The sequence below is a fragment of the Lysobacterales bacterium genome (assembly GCA_016703225.1).
GTDB lineage: Bacteria > Pseudomonadota > Gammaproteobacteria > Xanthomonadales > Ahniellaceae > JADKHK01.
Genome location: JADJCM010000001.1, coordinates 1,901,644 through 1,920,333, shown reverse-complemented (window position 1 = coordinate 1,920,333; position 18,690 = coordinate 1,901,644). Strand labels below are relative to the sequence as shown.

Below are 18,690 nucleotides of genomic sequence, written 5' to 3'. Positions count from 1 at the left end.
TGGACGTGGCGCAACCGTGACGGTGATTTCACGCGCAGCGGCGTACACCTTCTGCGAGCCTTGGAGCAGACCATGATCAGAAAACGCACCGCAGTCCTGCTTGCCGCACTGTCCTGCGCGCTGCCCATCGGGTCGAGCGCGCAGAGCATCGAGGTCTCGGCCGCCAACCAGCGCGTGCAGCATCCGACCCCATCGAGCTACGGCCAGGCCGAGATCCGCGTCCATGGTCCACATGGCTACCGCTTCGAGCAGCGCGTGAATGCGTCCAGCGGATTCCTCCTGAATACGGCCGGGCTCGCCGACGGCAGCTATCGCTACAGCATCCAGTTCTCTTCCCCGCAACCGGCGAGTGGCGCAGGCACGCAGATCGGCGACGAACAAGGCCGACGTGCCGGAACCCGGCCGGGACCTGCCGCGCCGGAACCGGTCGATGGCAGCTTCGTCATGCTTGGCGGGCAGGTTCACTTGAGCACCGGTTCCGAACAGCAGGCGCGCGAGGACGAACCAAAGCAGGGCAAGGCTGCTCCGATCGCGAAAGATCAGGTCATTGCCGATGATCTTATCGTGCAGGGATCCGGCTGCTTCGGTTTCGACTGCATCGACAACGAGAGTTTTGGAGCCGACACGATCCGGCTCAAGGAAAACAACCTTCGCATCCATTTTGAAGACACTTCGGCAACTGCGGGTTTCGCTACCAATGACTGGCGGTTGACGGCCAATGATCAAGCCAGTGGTGGGATCGAGCGATTCTCAATCGAAGATGCGACCAATGCGCGCATTCCGCTGACGATCGAAGGCAATGCCAGCACGAATTCGATCTACGTCGATTCCACCGGACGGGTGGGACTTCGCACCGCCACGCCGGTACTCGACTTGCACGTGAACACCAGCAACACCCCGGCGCTGCGCCTGGAACAGAACAGCAGCGGCGGCTTCACCGCGCAGACCTGGGACATTGGCGGCAACGAGGCGAACTTCTTCGTGCGCGACGTGACCGGCGGATCGAAATTGAGTCTGCGCATCCGACCGGGCGCACCGACCTCGAGCCTCGACATCTCCGCCAGCGGCAATGTCGGCGTCGGCACGGGATCGCCGGATGCCAAGCTGGATGTGGCCAACAACGCCGCGAGCAATGCACCCACCTTGGCGCTTCTGGTCAGCAATGTGCATGCCGACTTCACCGGCGTGACCGACCGATTCACCGTGGACTCTTCCGGCAACGTGTTCGCGCGCGGCAGCATTTCCCAGTTGTCGAGTCGCGATGCCAAGACCGACTTCGTCTCCGCCGATGGCGACGCCGTGCTCGCCCGCATCGCGGCCTTGCCGATCAGCAGCTGGCGCTACAAGGACGCCGCAGGCGACGACCGCCACTTCGGCCCGATGGCGCAGGACTTCCACGCCGCGTTCGGGCTGGGCCACGACGACACCCAGGTCGCGCCCGCGGACATGGCCGGAGTCGCACTGGCGGCGATCCAGGCCCTGAATGCGCAATTGGCCGAGCGCGATGCGCGCATCGCCGGGCTGGAGCAACGCCTCCAGGCACTGGAACACGCGGCCGGAGCGCAGTGACCATGTGGCGCCGCAACTGGTACGCGCTGCTGGCCCTGCTGCTGGTCGGCAGTGCCGACGCCGAGGTGCTGGGCGTGCGCGGCAGCCAGGGCCAGATCGAGTTCTACGGCGCCGAAAGCAACACGTTGCTGCTCAATCCGATGCCCAACCCGTGCTGTGGCATCGCGGTCGGCGCCTCCGCTCGCGACGCCAACAGCAATCGACATTGGCTCGGCACGACTTCAGCCGCGACCGGAACCCGGCTGCATGCGATCGATGCCAGCGGCATCGCCACGCCACTGCCGTTCGACAGCAGCGAGCGGATCGAGGCGCTGGCCTACGACTCCCCCCGCCAGGAGCTGCTGGCGCTGGTCCGCCGCAGCGACGCCGATGGCCTGCGCGTGCATCGTTATGGCGCCGCGACTGGCCTGGCACTCGGCTCGGCCGACGTGGCCGGAACCTGCTGCACACTGCGCAGCGGCGTGTCGGCCTGGTCGAACAGCCAGCGCGCATTCGTGGTGGTCGGTCGCGGCGCCGTCGACCAACCGTTGGCGATCTGGGTCATTCGCCATGATGGCCTGGCCAGTGAGCATGCATCAGCGCTCGCGGCTACGACCACGGCGCTGGCCGTCAACCAGACCACCCTTACCCTGTACGGACTGCAGACGACGGACGCGGCGATGGCGACGACGACGCTGAACCAGATCGCGCTCGGCGCCGGCATTGCGGGCTACGCCAACGTCGGTGCGGGTGAGGTGGACTGCTGTTTCGTGCTCGCCGGCCCGGCGGCAATCGCCAACGGCAAGTTGCAGGTCTACGCGCGGCCGCTGCTTTCCAGCAGCGCCGCCCTGCATCAGTTCGACCTCGCCACCGGCGTGGTCACGGTGTTGCCAACCACGGCGCCCGCCGCTGCCCTGCACGACGATGCGGCCGTACCAGTGCTGGTGGTGCTGTTCCGCGACGGCTTCGAGTAGGTCGCCCGCGCAAAGCCCGAACTCGTCGCCGGGGCGACATCGCTGCACGCAGGCGAAGGACGACACTGGGCTCCCGCAATGGAGTTCGCATGTCCCCGCGCCGGCACCCGCCGTGGAAGCGGACGCGCCGACCGCGTGCGAACGCGGCATGCTGCGCCTGATCGTCACTGCTCACGGAACCGATGCTATTGACTCGGCACGAATATATTTGAACTATTCGCGCATCGGGTTGTCGAAGATGCATGGACAAAGAAGACGCAAGATTTCAGTCGCTGGAGCAGTTGCACGAGCGACGCAAGCAGGTGGTGCGATTGCACCGTCAAGGCATGGGCGTGATGCGCATCGTCGAACTGAGCGGGCTGTCGTATCCGACGGTTCGCGCGGCGATTGATCGCTTTGAAGACGGCGGTTCGTCGGCGAACAAACCGAAGCCGCGTGGCAAGCAGTCGGGTTCGGGACGCAGCCTGAGTGAAGCGCAGGAGGTTTCGATACAGCGAATCATTATCGACAAGCGGCCGGAGCAGCTGAAGATGGACTTCGCGCTGTGGACACGATCGGCAGTGATGCAGCTGATCGAACGCGAACTCGGCATCACGCTGTCGGTGCGCGGCGTCGGCAACTATCTGCAGCGCTGGGGCTTCACGCCGCAGAAGCCGATCAAGAAGGCCTACGAACAGCGCCCAGAAGCAGTGCAAGCGTGGCTCGATGAGCAGTATCCCGAGATCGAGCAACGCGCCAAGGCCGAGGGCGCAGAGATTCACTGGGGCGACGAGACCGCGTTGGTCAACACCGACGTGCGCGGTCGCAGCTATGCGCCAGCGGGCAAGACGCCGGTGGCTTACGCCGTGGGCGGCACACGCCAGAAGCTGTCGATGATTGCGACCGTGACCAACCAGGGCAAGACGCGCTGGATGATCATCGACGATGCGTTCAATGCAGATCGATTGATCGAGTTTCTCGGCGCGCTGATCAAAGACACACAGCGCAAGGTGTTTCTGATTCTCGACAACTTGCGCGTGCATCACAGCAAGCTGGTCAAAGCGTGGGTCGCCGAACGCGCAGAGCAGATCGAACTGTTCTACCTGCCGAGCTACAGCCCGGAACTGAATCCCGAAGAACGACTCAACGCCGATCTCAAGCACCACATCGGCTCGAAAGTCCCGGCACGCACCAAGGCAAGGCTGAAAGCTGCCGCGACCGAGCACATGGAGCGCCTCGAAAAATCACCCGAGCGCGTGCGCAGCTATTTCCAAGATCCTCACGTAAAGTACGCCGCATGAAAAGTTCAAACTTCACTTGGCCGGATCAATAGGTCCTGGCCAGTACGGCGAGTACCCAGCGAATGCGGGGATCGCCGCGACGTCGCGCCTTGCGGCACCACTATTCGAATCCGTCCACGAACAGGGAATCGATCAGGGTGACCGGAAAGCACTCGGAGAACTCGCCGAAGCCGCGTGCAGGGTAGCCAAAGGGAAAGCCGGGCAGCGCATAGCTCACGTGGCTGGCGATGGTGGTGAGGTACTTGCCCTGGAGCTGACTCCAGTCGTCCGAGGTGGGACGCAGGATCTGCGACTGAATGGTTTGCATGCCCTCGCCCCCGATGCCGGTCGGCTTCATGACGAACACGCGCTCGCCTTCACCGAAGCCGCTGGGGTCGCAGGCCTCGTTGACGTAGACCGTGACTTCGTAGCCCCCGGGCATGCCCGAGAATTCGATGTCGATGCTTTCGCCATCGACGGCCAGGATCCGGGGGCGGTTCATTCCGCCCTGGGCCAGGGTGAATTCCTGGCTGGTGTCGTCGTCGATCGGGTCCACGCCGTCGTTGCCGATATCGACGGCGAGATCATCGTTGTCGTGCACCGTGTTTTCGCGCCAGATGGTGCCCCAGCCATCGACAAGGCCGAAGCCAGCGCCGCCATTGAATGCGACCTCGTTGCGGATGAATCGGTTGTAGGTTGGCACGTGGTTTTCGGCATCCCCGGCTGCGCGCGTGACATGAATGCCATCACCGCCGTTCGGCAGCGCCGGGTTCGGCGTGCAGGGTGGCAGGCAGAAGGAGAAGGCCTTGACGCCAATGCTGTTCTCTTCGACGACGTTTTCGTCCGAGTCACCACCGCGGATCATCAGGCCGTGGCCGAGGTTGCCCGAGATCTTATTGCCTGCGACATGGTTGAAGCCGGAGTCATCGATCAATACGCCGGTTCCGTTGGCGAGCACGCTGTTGCCCGAGCTGCCGGTACCGATCAGGTTGCCGCGCAACGCGACCCTGCCTTCCGCGGAGGCGATGAGCACGCCAACCTCGCTGCTGCCACCGATCAGGTTGCGTGCCGCAAGGTCGCCGCCGATTTCGATTCGATTCGCCGACGCGCCGACGCGGATGCCATTGCGACTGCCGACCAGACCCAGGCCGGCGACATGGCCACCGAACTGGTTGCCGTACACGCGGTGGTCGGCACCGGAGACGAGCTGGATCGCCGCGGCATTGCCATCGCTGCCGAGGAAGCCGGAGAACGCGAGGCCCTTCACTTCGCTGCCGCCGTAGCCCGTGGTTGCGACGCGCAGGCCGTAGGGCAGTGTCGGTGCGCCGGCAGTGATGATGACGCAGAGCGAGGCATTGAAGCCGAAGGCGCTGTCATTCGCGCGCGAACCGGGTTGGGTGTAGCCGTCGATGCTGACCAAGTCGGTGAGTTCGGGCAGCAAGCTGGCGAGGGTGATGACACGCGGGCAGGCACCGGGAATCGCAAAGTGGATGAACTGCCGCCCTGGCGCAGCCTGCGCGTCGAGGAGGGCATCACGGAGGCTGCCGATTCCGCTGTCGTTGGCATTGAGCACGGTGAGGATCGAGTCGGGCGATGCACCGAACTCCATGGCGCCACGATCGACCTTGAGGCCGACTATGCGCGGTCCGCCACCGAGGTCGCTGGTCGCGAGCGTGATCGCAACATCGTGCGTGCCGGAGTCGATCGCGGGCGACAGCGCCGCGACCGGATGGAAGTTCGAGTCGAGTTGCGGATCGACCGCGAGATTGTTGCTGCCGGACACCGTCGCTGCGCCTCCGCTGCTCGCGAAGATCGAATGCTCGACCACGAAGTTGCCGCCATTGCCGTAGAGATCGGTGCCATTGCCGTGCACGATGGCGTTCCACAGCCGGGTACTGCCTTCGCCTAAACGGATCACCTTGAGGCCACGACCTCCGTTGTCGACGCTGGTCAGGTTGACGAAGTCGATTTCCTCGCTGGCGGCGTCGGACACGGCACTGACACCGTCGCCAACCGCATCGTGCACCAGCACGTTGTACCCGCGGGTGTCGCCACACAGGTTGTGCAGGGACAGCGCGTCGCTGCTGGCGCTGCCGCCAAGTCCGACGCGAACGTTGGACAGCTTCAGGGTGGCGCCGCCCGAAGCGCAACTGCCGACCGCGAACCGCACCTCGTCGAAGCCCCAGAAGTCGATGTTCGCGAACTGCGAGAGCCGCTCGCCAGACAGTTTCTGGATACGGAAACTCGTGCCGACGCTGGCGCTGAAACTCGTGTCCTGCGCACGCGTCGAGCGCACGCCGTCGCTGCAGTCGCCGAGGTAGCCGCCAGTAATGCTGAGCGCACCCCCCATCGCGATCGGCGCGTAATCGATGTCGCCGCCAAACGTGTACTCGCCCTGCACGACCTGGATCGCGTCGTCGCCCGAAGACAGCGCCGCCGATACCAGCGCGCTCTCCAATTCCGCGGCGGTGTCCACGCAGTAGTTCGCCGCCGCCACCCAGACCGGACAGACACATAACACCATGAGCCACACGACCCGTTGCATCCGCTTCATCACGCGCATTCCCCCACGGCATCAGCCCACACTGGCCACTGTTTCCATGAATGCGCCAGACCGGGAAAACCGAACGTGGCGGGGAACGGGGTCGTGGCGGTTGTCGCCACGACCGCCCGCGCAAAGCCCGAACTCGTCGCCGCGGCGACATCGCTGCAAGCAGGCGAAGGACGACACTGGGCTCCCGCAATGGAGTCCGCATGTCCCCGCGCCGTCTCGCCCTCGCCCTCTGCTGCAGCCTGGTCGCCAGTCCGCTCGCCGCGACCGAACTGTTGCTGCCCGGCGACTACCACGGCGACGAGGTGACGGCGCGCGATCGGGAAATCTGGCTGACGCTGGTGCTGGACGCCGAGGGCCGCACGCATCTGGAACCGCGCCCGGTCGAGATCGATGCCATCCACGATGCCGTGCTCGACGAACTCGACGCCGCCACCGGCAAGCGCGTAGGCGCCGGCAGTGACGACGCCCTGTTCCATGTGCGCGACATCGCCGGCGCGACCGCAGGCAACATCGTCTCAACCTACATCGCCGGCGGCGAGCCCTTGATCATCGACGCACAGTTCGACCGCAGCTTCCAACTCGATGGCCGCGATGCCGGAAACCTGCGCCTCGAATGCGGCGCCCCCGACCGCGACGCCCTCACCACCTGCTCACTCCAGCTGCGCCTCGGCCAGCGCAGCCAGACGCTCGCAACCTGGCAGGCGGAAGCACGCGCGCCCGGACCCTGGATGCTCGGCAACGACGCCTACCCGCACCTGCGCTGGGCCGGCGATCTGGACCGCGACGGCCGCCTCGACCTGCTGATCGATGTCAGCGACCACTACAACGTCTCGGCGCCAACGCTGTTCCTGTCCTCGCAGGCCAAGAACGGCGAACTGGTTGGCGAAGCCGCGGTGCTGCGCTCGGTCGGTTGCTGAGGGCTCGACTACTCGAAACTGTGGCGGAACAGTTCGACCTCGGAGATCACCACGGCGTGGGTGCCGAAGATCGTCACGTTGGCCGGCAAGCCGCTGACGCTGGCCTGGAAGACGATGGTCTCGTTCGGATCGCCGGCGCCGTCGTTGCAGACGCGGATCACCGGCAGGTCGGTGGGCAGCGTGACGCTCAGCCAGAAGGCATCGGAAGGCTCGAAAGTGATCGGGTTCTGCAGGAATGACCAGTCCTGGTTCGGGCAAGAAACGTTGTAGGCACCCTGGGTCGCGCTACCGCTGATGCGCGCGATGGTGCCGGACAAGGACAGGCCGATGCTGGCCACGCCGTCGCTGCTCGATGGCAGCAACGAGATCGGGAACGGGTGCAGCAAGCTGGTCGCCTCCTGGAGGGTGCTGCCCGGAGAGTCGAAGGAAATCACGCCGGTCTCGTCGTCGTTGAGCGTGATCGTGTGGGTGCTGGCGGACGCCACCACGCCATTCGGGTTGGCGAACTTCAGGCGGATGGTCTCGGCGCGTTCGAGCGCTGCGTCGTCTTGCACCTGGCCGACCACGAACATCTGGCCGCTCGCGGTTCCGGCGGGGATGTTCAGGGTGCCCGGCACCAGCGTGTAGTCGCTGTTGGTGGTAGCCGAGCCGGAGTCATCGACATCCAGCAGGACATCGACCGAACGCGACCCGGTGGTCGGCACGCCGCCCTCGGTCGTCACCTGCACGCGCAGCACCGGACCGAGATTTTCGCCGAGCGTGGCATCGGCGAAGGAGACCGTCGGGTTCGGCGTGCCGGCCAGCGTGAAGTTCAGCCGCCACGAATTGACCGTGTCGTTGCAGGCGTCGTTGCCGTTGCTGTCGGTCACGCGCAGCGTCCAGGTGCCGTTCGAGCTCTGGCCGTTGAAAGTGTTGATGGTCGCCGTGGTCTGCACGCCGTTGCGGGTGCCGACCAGGTGTTCGCTGCCGAGCGGGCTGAACAGGCGGAAGGTGTGCTCGTTGATGCAGGGAGCGAACGAATGGCGCACGTCGCTGGTCAGCGTCATGCCGTTGATGGCCCCGCTGTTGCCGGACACGCTGCAGGCAAAGTTGGTGCTGCTGCCGTTGTTCGGCGGGTCGTAGTTGCCGCCGCTGCAATTGGTCGGGTTCGCTGCCCGTGCTCCGAGGCTGATGACCAGACCGAGCACAGCCACCGCAGCCCATCCGCCGAACCTGCCGTGACCGCTGCCCATGACTGCACCCTCCGAGCCGCCGTCGCGGACGCACGCCGCGCCCGCGCAACGCCGGCAAGACTACTCCCGCGCCGAAAACGCGACGAGTGCCGCCAGCTCAGAACCCGTCGCGCAGGAAGCCGCCGTCGACGGCGACGGTTTCGCCGGTGACGTACGACGCCGCGGGCAGGCACAGGAAGGCGATCACCGCGGCGACTTCCTCGGGTTCGCCGACGCGGCCGAGCGGGGTGTGCGCGACCACCTCTTCGAGGTATTCGGGATTGGCAAGCTTGCCTTCGGTGCGCTGGGTGCGGATGTACCAAGGCGCGACCGCGTTGACGCGGATTCCGTCACCGGACCATTCGATCGCCAGGTTGCGCGTGAGTTGGGTGAGCGCCGCCTTGCTCATGCCGTAGGGCGAACCGGTGCGCACCGCAGTCAGGCCGCTGACCGAGCCGACGTTGACGATCGCCGCCTCGCCATGGCGCGCGAGCAGCGGATGCGCCATGCGGCAGACGTCGAAGGCGGTGATCACGTTCAGCTCGAAGATGCGCCGCACCTCGTCGAGTTCGTAGTCGAGCGTGGCGCGCGTGCTGTTGCCGCCGACGTTGTTGACCAGCACATCGAGGCCGCGCCCGAGGTCGTTGATCCAGTCGAACAGGTCGAGGCGCTGCTCGGCCTCGGCCAGGTCGGCGGCGAAGGCGAGCGCACGCTGCTTCGGATACAACGATTCCAGTTCGGCCCGGCGTGCTTCCAGCACCGAAGCCTCGCGCGCCACCATCAGCACATCGCAGCCGAGCATCGCCAGTTCACGCGCCGTGGCCAGGCCAATGCCCTTGCTGGCCCCGGTCACGAGCGCGATCTTCCCGTCCAGCCGCCAGCGCGCATTCATCGGTCCGCTCTCCCGCTAGGATCGACGCATTATCACCGCTGGAGCCACGTCCATGACCATCCGCGTCCGTACCGCCGCCATCACCGCATGGTTCGCGCTTGCCGCCTGCAGCAGCGAACCCGCACCGGTCGATCCGGCGGTACAAGCCGAGCGCACCGACCCCAAGGGCAATCCCCTCGAAGGCACCGTGCTCGACGCCCAAGGCGAAGCCCTGAAGAAAGCGCGCGGCGTCCAGGACACCCTCGACGCCGCGGCGCAGCGCAAGATGGACGAAGCCGACGCTGCATCGCAATGACCTCGCCCCGGCGCCTTCGTGGCGCCGGAGCGAAGTCAGGCAGGTTCAGCGCAACACCTTGCCGTCGGCGTCGAGCACCTTGACCTCGCCGAGGTTGAGCGCGCGGATGCCGGCCTCGATCTTGCCGAGATCGCCGACCACGACCCAGGTCAGCGCGTCGGGCTGGAAGTACTTCTGCGCCGCGGCGCGGATGTCGTCGTCCTTCTGCGCCTCGTAGCTCGCCTTCAGCGTCTGCACGTAGTTGTCCGGACGCTCGAACACGACCATGTCGGTGATCGTGCCGAGCGCCGCGGCGGCGGTCTCGAACGAACCCGGCAGGCTGCGCACGTCGTCGTTCTTGACCTTGGTGATCTCCTCGGCCGTGGCCGGACGCTTGCCGGTGAACTCGACGAACTCGCGTTGCAGTTCCTGGATCGACTCGATGGTCTTGTCCGACTGCACGCCGGCGGAGGCCATCAGCGGGCGCTGGCCGAGCGCGGCGCTGGCGTAGGAGTAGGCACCGTAGGCCCAGTGCTTGTCCTCGCGCAGGTTCAGGTTGATGCGCGCGGTGAAGGCGCCGCCGAACACCGTGTTCGCGGTCTGCGTGACCAGGCGATCGGCGGCCTTGCTCGACGGAATCAACTGGCCGGCCAGGATCACCGACTGCTCGGCATCGGGCTTGTCGATCAGGAACACGCGCGCCTTGGTCGGCAGCGCGACCTCGGCGATGTTCTTGTCCGGGCGCTTCTTCTTGTCCGCAAGCCAGTCACCGAACACGCGGTCGAGGCGCGCAGTGATGTCGGCCAGCGTGGTGTCGCCGACGACGATGATGCGGGCGTTGTTGGCGCGCACGAAGTCGGCGTGGAACAGGGCCAGGTCCTCGGGCGTCAGCGACTGGATCGAAGCCTCGGTGCCGGAGCCGGTGAGCGGGATCGCATAGGCGTGGCCTTCGCCGTACAGCAGCGGCGGCAGCACGCGCAGGCCGAGCGCATTCGGGCTGGTCTTCTCCTGCGCGATCTGCGCCAACCACTGGCCCTTGACGCGATTCATTTCGGCGGCATCGAACTTCGGGTTGCGCACCACGTCGGCGAACAGCTCCAGCGAACCGTCGAGTTGCGCAGTGAGCGCCGACAGCGTGGCGCCGGAGACGTCGAGCGAGTTGTACACGCCGATCTGGGCACCGAGTTCCTCCATGCGCGCGGCGATGGCGGTGGCGTCGCGCTTGCGCGTGCCCTCGTCGAGCATGTTCAGGGCGAAGCTGGCGGTGCCGAGCTTGCGACCCTGGTCAGCGGCGTAGCCGGCGTCGAAGATCATGCGCATCTGCACCACCGGCACTTCATGGCGCTCGGCAAGCACCACCTCGATGCCGTTTCGCAGCACGCCGCGCTGGATTTTCGGGAACACCAGGTCGGGGAACTGCGCAGTCTCCGGCACGCCCTTGGCGCGATCGACCCCGGCGGTACCAGCCTTGACCTCCGGGAACGGCGAGATGGTCAGGGTGTAGTGGTTCGGCGTCAGCCATTCCTTCGCGACTGCTGCAATGCTCGCCGGCGTCGCTGCGGCCATGTTGGCGAGCGAAGTCTTGTAGCAAGCGGGATCCTGGGTATAGGTCGCGCATTCGGCGAGGATGTCGGCCTTGCCGCCGAAGCCGCCGATGCGCTCGGCTCCGCGGATCACGCCGGCTTCGATCGCGACGCGGGCGCGGCGCAGTTCTTCCGGGGTCGGCCCGTTCGCGACCAGCTTCGCCAGTTCCTCGTCGAGGATCGCCTCGACCTTGGCCGCGTCCACGCCCGGCTTCAGGTCGGCCTGGATCATGAACATGCCGGCGATTTCCAGACCGTACTGGTAGGCGGACACGCTGCTCACCAACTGGTCTTTCAGCACCAGTCGCTGGAACAGGCGCGAGGTCTTGCCCTGGCCGAGCACGCGCGCGAACAGGCCGAGTTCATCGGCGGCACGCGCGGTCGAGGCCGGGGCCACCCAGGCGCGCATGATGCGCGTCTGCGCTACGCGGTCCTGCATCTGATCGCGCGCCGGCGATGTCATCTTCGGCGCCCAGGCATCGCGACGTGCGAGCGGACCGCCGGGCGCAATGTGGCCGAAGTACTGCTGCACCTTCTCACGCGCGGTCTTGGCGTCGATGTCGCCGGCCAGCACCAGCACCGTGTTCGACGGGCCGTACCAGGTCGCGAACCACTCCTTCACGTCCTCGAGCTTGGCGGCGTTGAGATCGTCCATGGAACCGATCGGTGACCAGCGATACGGATGACCATCGGGGAACACGCCCTCGAGCAGGCTGTACCAGGACTTGCCGTAGGGTGAGTTGTCGCCCTGGCGCTTCTCGTTCTGGACCACGCCGCGCTGCTCGTCGAGCTTGGCCTGGTCGATCGCACCGAGCAGATGGCCCATGCGGTCGGACTCCATCCACAGCGCCATGTCGAGCGCGGTGGTCGGCACGTTCTGGAAGTAGTTGGTGCGATCGAAGTCGGTGGTGCCGTTCTGGTCAGTGGTGCCGACCTTCTCGAACGGCTTGAAGAACTCGTCCTTGAAGTTCTCCGAACCCTGGAACATCAGGTGCTCGAACAGATGCGCGAAGCCGGTGCGCCCGGGCTTCTCGTTCCGGGAACCGACGTGGTACCAGAGGTTCACCGCGACAATCGGCGCCTTGTGGTCCTCGTGCACGACCACGGTCAGCCCGTTGTCGAGCTTGAACTGCTCGTAGGGAATGTCGATCGGCGCCTTGTAGTCGGCGGCGAAGACCGGCGTCGCGGCAAGCGCGGCGGCCAGCCCGAAGGCGAGTCGGTTCAGGGTCATCGGAAGTCCTCGGTCAATGGATGCGCCAACGCAGCACGCGGCGGGCCGGGCATCCTGCCGACATCATCCGCAATTGTCACGTGGCGGTGGTCATGGGGCGGCGGCATCAGGCCGCGGATATCCCGTCTCATGGGATATCCGGTTTTCAAGTGCGCCAGAAACTTCAAAACGGCAGTTTGAGGTCGGCGTCGACAGCGAGGAGCTGGGCGCGGAAGGATTCCTGGATGCGATCGAGGCCGATCTTGTTGAGGGCGTCGAAGCGCAGCACCAGGCAGGGCGTGGTGTTCGAACATCGTACCAGGCCGAAGCCGTCCTTGTAGTCGGCGCGCACGCCGTCGATGGTGGTGACCTTGGAGCCGGGGAACTTGGCCTTCTCGCGGAAGCGTTCGATGAAGGCGTAGTGCTCGCCCTCGACCATCGGGATCTTCAGCTCCGGGGTGCTGACGCCCTTGGGCAGAGTCGCGAATACCGCCTCCGGTTCCTCATCGCGCTGGGCGAGGATCTCCATCAGCCGTGCCGCCGCGTAGATGCCGTCGTCGAAGCCGTACCAGCGTTCGCCGAAGAAGAAGTGGCCGCTCATCTCGCCGGCCAACGCCGATTCTTCCTCGCGCATCTTGGCCTTGATCAGCGAGTGCCCGGTCTTCCACATCACCGGGCTGCCGCCATTGCGCAGGATATGCTCGGACAACTGTCCGGTGCACTTGACGTCGTAGATGATGGCGGCGCCGGGGTTGCGCGTGAGCACGTCCTCGGCGAACAGCATCAGCAGACGATCCGGATAGATGATTTCGCCGGCGCGGGTGACCACGCCGAGGCGATCGCCGTCACCATCGAAGGCGAGCCCGAGGTCGGCCTGATACTGCTTGATCGCAATCTTGAGGTCATCGAGATTGTGCGGCTCGGACGGGTCAGGATGATGATGCGGGAAGTGCCCGTCGACTTCGCAGTAGAGCGGCATCACTTCGCAGCCGATGCCTTCGAGCACCGCCGGCGCGAACGCTCCGGCGATGCCGTTGCCGGCATCGACCACGACCTTCATGCGGCGCATCGCCTGCACGTCGCCGGTAATGCGTTCGATGTAGTCGGCCTTGACGTCGACCGCGCTGACACCACCGGCGCCATGCGCGAAGCGACCCTCGACGATGCGCGCGAAGATGTCCTGGATCGCGTCCTCGGCCAGGGTCTCGCCACCGACCACGATCTTGAAGCCGTTGTAGTCGGGCGGGTTGTGGCTGCCGGTGACCATCACGCCGTTGCCGGTGTTGAGATGGTGGGCGGCGAAGTACAACACCGGGGTCGGCGCGGCGCCGATGTCGATGACGTCGCAACCGGCCGAGCGCAGACCGCGGATCAGCGCGGCCGACAGGTCCGGTCCGGACAAGCGACCGTCACGCGCCACGCAAACCTCGGCCATGCCCTGGTCGCGCACGATCGAGCCGATCGCCTGGCCGATCAGTTGCGCGGTTCCCTGCGTTAGGTTTTGCCCGACGATGCCGCGGATGTCGTAGGCGCGGAACATGCTGCGATCGAGCGCGCCTGCGGGCGCAGGCCGTTCTTCCTCGACCCGCACGTCACCGGCTGCTGGCGCCGCCGCCGCCTCCTCGGCGGCGGTCTGCGTCGCCAGTTTCTGCTGCAGCTGCTCCATGGTGGCGCGCGGCTTGGGCGCCTCCATCACCACCTCGTCGGTCGCGACATGCTGCGGCAGTCGCTGGCGCCAGTAGACCAGACCCGCGATCGCCGCGAGCGCGAGCAGACCCTGCAGCAGCAACGAACCCGAACCGCGCGAGTCGAACACGCCGAACACGGCGCCGATGCGGAAGTGCGCCGGCACCCGGGTGGCGACAGACAACACCGATCCGGCGATCGCTTCGACGCGGTCCGACTCGTCTGCACTGGCATTGCCGTGGTCGATTGCGATCACTGCGCCCGCAGACTGCAGCGACTTGCCCTGACGCAGTTCGAGACGGCCATCGTTGACCTCAGCGGCTCCGATCTGCGCCTGCACCTCACTCAGCGGCAACAGCACATAGGCGTATCCGATGATCCCCTCGCCGCTGCGGATCGGCTGCACAAACGCCATGCAGTGTGCGTCCTTGCCGCAGCCGTGCACCTGCACGCGCGCGGCACCATCGGCCTCGCGCGCTTCGGCCAGAATGTCGGCTTTGGCATAACCAAACTTGACCAGATCGGCCTCGATCAGATCAGGCAGGCTGGCTTCGTGGACCTCTGCCTCGACCAGCTCCGGAATCAGTACTCGCAGGCGCTGTCTTGCGCGCATTTGGGCAGCGCCATCGAAGCCGATGACCGCAGTGGAGAATTCCTGATCGGCGACGGCCTGCGCGACCCGCTGCGACTGCTGCTGCACGGTGGCGGCCACCGAAGTGGCCAGCGCCAAGCGCGCTTCGTCAAGCGCAACGGCCGCGCTCTCTTCGCGCCTGCGCTGGACGCCGTCGAACAGCGACAGCACCGCAAACGCCAGCAGTAGCCCGACGCCCGCGGTGATGCCGAGCCGCTGCGCGTCGAGCGGCGCGCTGCGCTCTTGCATGGCCGCCTCGAGCGCCGTCCTTTTCTTGCCCAGACCGATTGCAAGTTTCATGCGTTGCGCGCTCCGTCCTTCACTGCCGCCCGCTATGGCCGAAGCCACCGGTGCCGCGATCGCTCGCGGCGAATTCGTTCACGAGTTCCAATTCGGCATGCACGATCGGCACCAACACCAGCTGCGCCAGACGGTCGCCGGGCTGGATGGTAAAGGCGTCGTGCGCACGATTCCAAACCGAGAGCATCAGCGGCCCCTGGTAGTCGGCATCGATCAGCCCGACCAGGTTGCCGAGCACGATGCCATGTTTGTGGCCGAGCCCGGAGCGCGGCAGCACCACCGCCGCAAGGCCGGGATCGGCGATGTGGATGGCGATGCCGCTCGACACCAGCACCGTCGCCCCCGGGGCGAGCTGCAGCGGCGCCTCGATCATTGCGCGCAGGTCCATGCCGGCCGAGGCCGCGGTCGCATACTCGGGCAGCGGGAACTCCGCGCCGATGCGCGGATCCAGGATGCGCACCTGCAGCCGGTGCTTCATCGCACCGCACCCAGCCGCTCGGCCACCAGCGCCACCAGGCGCCGCGCCAGCTCGGTCTTGGGCGCCTGCGGCCAGTGCCACTCGCCGTCGGCGGCGACCACATCGAGGGCGTTGTCGGCGCGCTCGAAGCCGCAGTCGGCGCCGACGCGGTTGGCGCAGACCAGATCGACGCGCTTACGCGAGAGCTTGCCGCGTGCATTCTCGATCACGTTTTCGGTCTCGGCTGCGAAAGCGACCACCAGTCGCGGCCGCTGCGCATGCGCAGCGACGCTGGCGACGATGTCCGGGTTCGGCACCAGCTCCAGCGTCAGCGCCGTGCTGCTGCGCTTGATCTTGCTCGCGCAGGGCGCCGCAATGCGATAGTCGGCCACCGCTGCGGTGGCGATGAACACGTCTGCCGTCAGCGCGGCGAACACCGCCGCCTGCATCTCGCGAGCGCTGCGCACGTCAACGCGGGCCACGCCGCGCGGTGTCGCCAGTTCGACCGGACCGGCGACCAGGGTGACGCGGGCGCCGGCTGCCGCCGCCGCTGCGGCGATCGCGAAACCCATGCGCCCGGAGGAACGGTTGCCGATGAAGCGCACCGGGTCGATGTCCTCGAAGGTCGGCCCGGCATTGACCAGCACATGCCTCCCGGCTAGCGATTGCGAGCGTGCACGCAGCTGCGCCAGCGCTTCGACCAGCTCCGGCGGCTCGAGCATGCGCCCGGCACCGTGTTCGCCGCAGGCCTGCTCGCCACTGGCGGGCCCGAGCAACTGCACGCTGCGCGCCAGGAGCAGCGCCACATTGGCCTGGGTCGCAGCTTGCGCCCACATCACCCGGTTCATCGCCGGCGCCAGCAGCAACGGCGCCTCGCTGGCCAGGCACAGCGTGCTGAGCAGATCGTCGGCGCGGCCATGCGCGAGACGTGCGATCAGGTCGGCCGACGCCGGCGCGACCAGGATCGCGTCGGCCCAGCGCGCCAGTTCAATGTGGCCCATCGCTGCTTCGGCGGCCTCGTCCCAGAGCGAGCTGCGCACCGGCCGCCCGGACAACGCCTGAAAGGTCTGTGCGGTAACGAAGCGCGCGGCGTTCTCGGTCAGCACCACCTGGACCTCGGCGCCGGCGTCGCGCAGCCGACGCACCAGGTCGGCAGACTTGTACGCAGCGATGCCGCCGCTGACGCCGAGCAGGCAGCGCAATCCTTGCAATGATGCAGCCACAGGAAAATCCGAGGTCGAATTGCGACTTATCCTAGCCGAATCGGCGCCCGTGGCCGATGCCGGCGTGACCGTCAGCGGGGAAACTGGGGCACCCGCCCGGAAACCCGCATGCGCCTCGCCGAACTCAACCCCGAAGACCGCCCGCGCGAGCGCCTGTTGCGGCATGGCCCCGAAGCGCTGGCCGATGCCGAGCTGCTGGCCTTGTTCCTGCGCACTGGCCTGCCCGGCGAGGATGTGCTGGCGTTTGCGGCACGCGTGCTGCGCGAGTGCGGTGGCGTCGCCGGGCTGTTTGCCCACGAGGGCCGCGCGCTCGCCGGCGTCCACGGCATCGGCCCGGCCAAGCGCGCAGAATTGCGCGCGGTGCTGGCGCTGGCCCAACGCTTCCTCGGTACCACGCTGGCGCGGCCGGACGCGGTGCGCGACCCCGGCCAGGCCGCCGACTACATCGCGCTCAGCCTGCGCGACCGACCGCAGGAAGTGTTCGCGGTCGCGTTCCTCGACGCCCGCCACCGCATCGTTGCCTTCGAGGAGATGTTCCATGGCTCACTCGACGGCGCCAGCGTGCATCCGCGCGAGGTGGTGCGGCGCGCCATCCACCATCGCGCCGCCGCCGTCATCGTCGCGCACAACCACCCGAGCGGCATCGCCGAGCCCAGCGCCGCCGACCTCGTGGTAACCCGACGCCTGCAGGAGGCGCTCGCGCTGGTCGAGGTGCGCCTGCTCGACCACTTCATCGTCGGTGACGGCCGACCCTTGTCGCTGGCAGCGCGCGGCCACCTCTAGCCGCGCCCCTACCGCGGCGCGCACAGCGGCGCCTATACTCACCGGACAGGTTGGGAGGGGCGCGCGCCCGAGGCCGTGATCGAAGGTTTGCTGGACAGATTTCCCGCCGACGCCATCGAGATCCGCCTGCAGGATCCCGACGAGGCCCTGCGCCTGATCGGCGAACGCCGTCCCGACGTCATCGCCCTGTTCGCACAGCGCCGCGCCGTGCTTGCGGAGAACTTCGGCGCCGCCATCGCCCAGGCCTGGGACCGCGCCGAGCGCGCGCTGGCACTGAGCCTGGTGCGCTTCGCCGTGCGCCATGGTCGCTTCGGCAGCGATTACCACGACTATCACAACGAGATGCACGCGCTCGAGATCCTCGACCGCCGCATCGGCCGCGTCATGCGCGAGGCCGGGCCGCACACGCTGGCCGGCATGGACTGGATTGCGCTCAGCCTGTTCGCGAGTTGCCACGACCTGCGCCAGCGCGAGGTCATCGATACCGGCCATCCGATCGGCAGCAACGAGGCCGCCAGCATCGCCGAGACCCAGCGCATCCTCGACCGCTGCGGCTTCGACCGCCGCCACGACCGCGCCCTGTACCTGGCGCTGGAAGTGATGATCGCCGGCAGCACCTTCGACGCGCGCCCGCAGCCGATCGACCGCCGCGCCTACAACACCGCCGAGGTGATCCACGCTGGCGGCCCGCTGGCGCCGCTGCTGGCGCACGAGATGGAGCGCAGCAACCCGGGCTGGCGCGACGACCCCGAGGTTGAGCGCGCGCTGGAACTGGCACTGCTCGCCTCCGACCTCGACACCGCCAACGTCGGCGAGAGCTTCGTCGAACTGTGCGACAGCTCGGCACGCCTCGCCGGCGAGCGCGAGATGCGCGCCGGCCGTTCGCTCGACTCGGTCGCTTCGGGCGTGCCGATGCTCGGCTTCGTTACCGGCGGCCAGGAGCGCTACTTCTTCGAGCTGCACCGCTTCTGCTCGCCGCTCGGAGAACGCGTATACGCCGCCGGAAAGGCCGCGAACGCCGACAAGGTGCGCGAAATGTCGCTGCGCCTGCGCGCAGAGTTCGGCGATCGCGCGCCCGACAGCTTCAGCGGCGCCGACGTCCTGCGCGCCCAACAACGCGTCGCCTGGGACCTGCAGTAGCACGTCAAGAGCGTGCGAATGAATTCGCACCCACAAGAGCGGGCTCCT

At 66.9% G+C, this 18,690-nt stretch carries 14 protein-coding genes; 7 read left to right on the top strand and 7 right to left on the bottom strand.

What is annotated here, in order from left to right; genetic code table 11:
* The first annotated feature begins 72 nt into the window (after positions 1 to 72).
* From IPG63_08270 to IPG63_08260, 3 genes are all read left to right on the top strand, one after another.
* Positions 73 to 1,569, top strand: coding sequence for a tail fiber domain-containing protein (locus IPG63_08270; GenBank protein MBK6727237.1), 1,497 nt, complete (start codon positions 73 to 75; stop codon positions 1,567 to 1,569).
* A 2-nt stretch (positions 1,570 to 1,571) separates the two neighbouring features.
* Positions 1,572 to 2,522, top strand: coding sequence for a hypothetical protein (locus IPG63_08265; protein MBK6727236.1), 951 nt, complete (start codon positions 1,572 to 1,574; stop codon positions 2,520 to 2,522).
* A gap of 242 nt (positions 2,523 to 2,764) precedes the next feature.
* Positions 2,765 to 3,802, top strand: a complete 1,038-nt coding sequence (locus IPG63_08260; GenBank protein MBK6727235.1) for an IS630 family transposase — start codon at positions 2,765 to 2,767, stop codon at positions 3,800 to 3,802.
* 100 nt (positions 3,803 to 3,902) lie between these two features.
* Here IPG63_08260 and IPG63_08255 read toward each other — a convergent pair whose 3' ends face one another.
* Positions 3,903 to 6,335: a hypothetical protein gene (locus tag IPG63_08255; GenBank protein MBK6727234.1), complete on the bottom strand. Its 2,433-nt coding sequence runs from the start codon at positions 6,333 to 6,335 to the stop codon at positions 3,903 to 3,905.
* A 200-nt stretch (positions 6,336 to 6,535) separates the two neighbouring features.
* Between IPG63_08255 and IPG63_08250 the strand changes: the two genes are divergently transcribed.
* Positions 6,536 to 7,252 (top strand): hypothetical protein, encoded by a 717-nt coding sequence (locus IPG63_08250; protein ID MBK6727233.1) that lies wholly within the window; start codon positions 6,536 to 6,538, stop codon positions 7,250 to 7,252.
* An 8-nt stretch (positions 7,253 to 7,260) separates the two neighbouring features.
* Here IPG63_08250 and IPG63_08245 read toward each other — a convergent pair whose 3' ends face one another.
* Together IPG63_08245 and IPG63_08240 are read right to left on the bottom strand one after the other, a co-directional pair.
* Complete coding sequence (locus IPG63_08245; GenBank protein MBK6727232.1) at positions 7,261 to 8,484, bottom strand: proprotein convertase P-domain-containing protein; 1,224 nt, start codon at positions 8,482 to 8,484, stop codon at positions 7,261 to 7,263.
* 97 nt (positions 8,485 to 8,581) lie between these two features.
* Positions 8,582 to 9,355 (bottom strand): SDR family oxidoreductase, encoded by a 774-nt coding sequence (locus IPG63_08240; GenBank protein ID MBK6727231.1) that lies wholly within the window; start codon positions 9,353 to 9,355, stop codon positions 8,582 to 8,584.
* A gap of 52 nt (positions 9,356 to 9,407) precedes the next feature.
* Between IPG63_08240 and IPG63_08235 the strand changes: the two genes are divergently transcribed.
* Entirely contained in the window at positions 9,408 to 9,650 is a 243-nt protein-coding gene (locus IPG63_08235; GenBank protein MBK6727230.1) for a hypothetical protein, read from the top strand.
* Positions 9,651 to 9,695: 45 nt separating this feature from the next.
* Here the strand turns inward: IPG63_08235 and IPG63_08230 are convergent, their stop codons facing one another.
* From IPG63_08230 to coaBC, 4 genes are all read right to left on the bottom strand, one after another.
* On the bottom strand, positions 9,696 to 12,443 hold the full coding sequence (locus IPG63_08230; protein MBK6727229.1) for an insulinase family protein: 2,748 nt from the start codon (positions 12,441 to 12,443) through the stop codon (positions 9,696 to 9,698).
* 163 nt (positions 12,444 to 12,606) lie between these two features.
* Positions 12,607 to 14,988, bottom strand: a complete 2,382-nt coding sequence (locus IPG63_08225) for a phosphomannomutase/phosphoglucomutase (GenBank protein ID MBK6727228.1) — start codon at positions 14,986 to 14,988, stop codon at positions 12,607 to 12,609.
* 70 nt (positions 14,989 to 15,058) lie between these two features.
* Positions 15,059 to 15,517: a dUTP diphosphatase gene (gene dut / locus IPG63_08220; protein ID MBK6727227.1), complete on the bottom strand. Its 459-nt coding sequence runs from the start codon at positions 15,515 to 15,517 to the stop codon at positions 15,059 to 15,061.
* Positions 15,514 to 16,884, bottom strand: coding sequence for a bifunctional phosphopantothenoylcysteine decarboxylase/phosphopantothenate--cysteine ligase CoaBC (gene coaBC / locus IPG63_08215; GenBank protein MBK6727226.1), 1,371 nt, complete (start codon positions 16,882 to 16,884; stop codon positions 15,514 to 15,516). The genes dut and coaBC overlap by 4 nt, the downstream gene beginning before the upstream one ends.
* Here coaBC and radC point away from each other — a divergent pair.
* A complete protein-coding gene (gene radC, locus IPG63_08210) occupies positions 16,828 to 17,502 on the top strand; it encodes a DNA repair protein RadC (protein MBK6727225.1) in 675 nt (224 codons plus the stop codon). The two genes, coaBC and radC, sit on opposite strands and share 57 nt — an antisense overlap.
* A gap of 75 nt (positions 17,503 to 17,577) precedes the next feature.
* Complete coding sequence (locus IPG63_08205; protein MBK6727224.1) at positions 17,578 to 18,642, top strand: hypothetical protein; 1,065 nt, start codon at positions 17,578 to 17,580, stop codon at positions 18,640 to 18,642.
* The last annotated feature ends 48 nt before the right edge of the window (positions 18,643 to 18,690 follow it).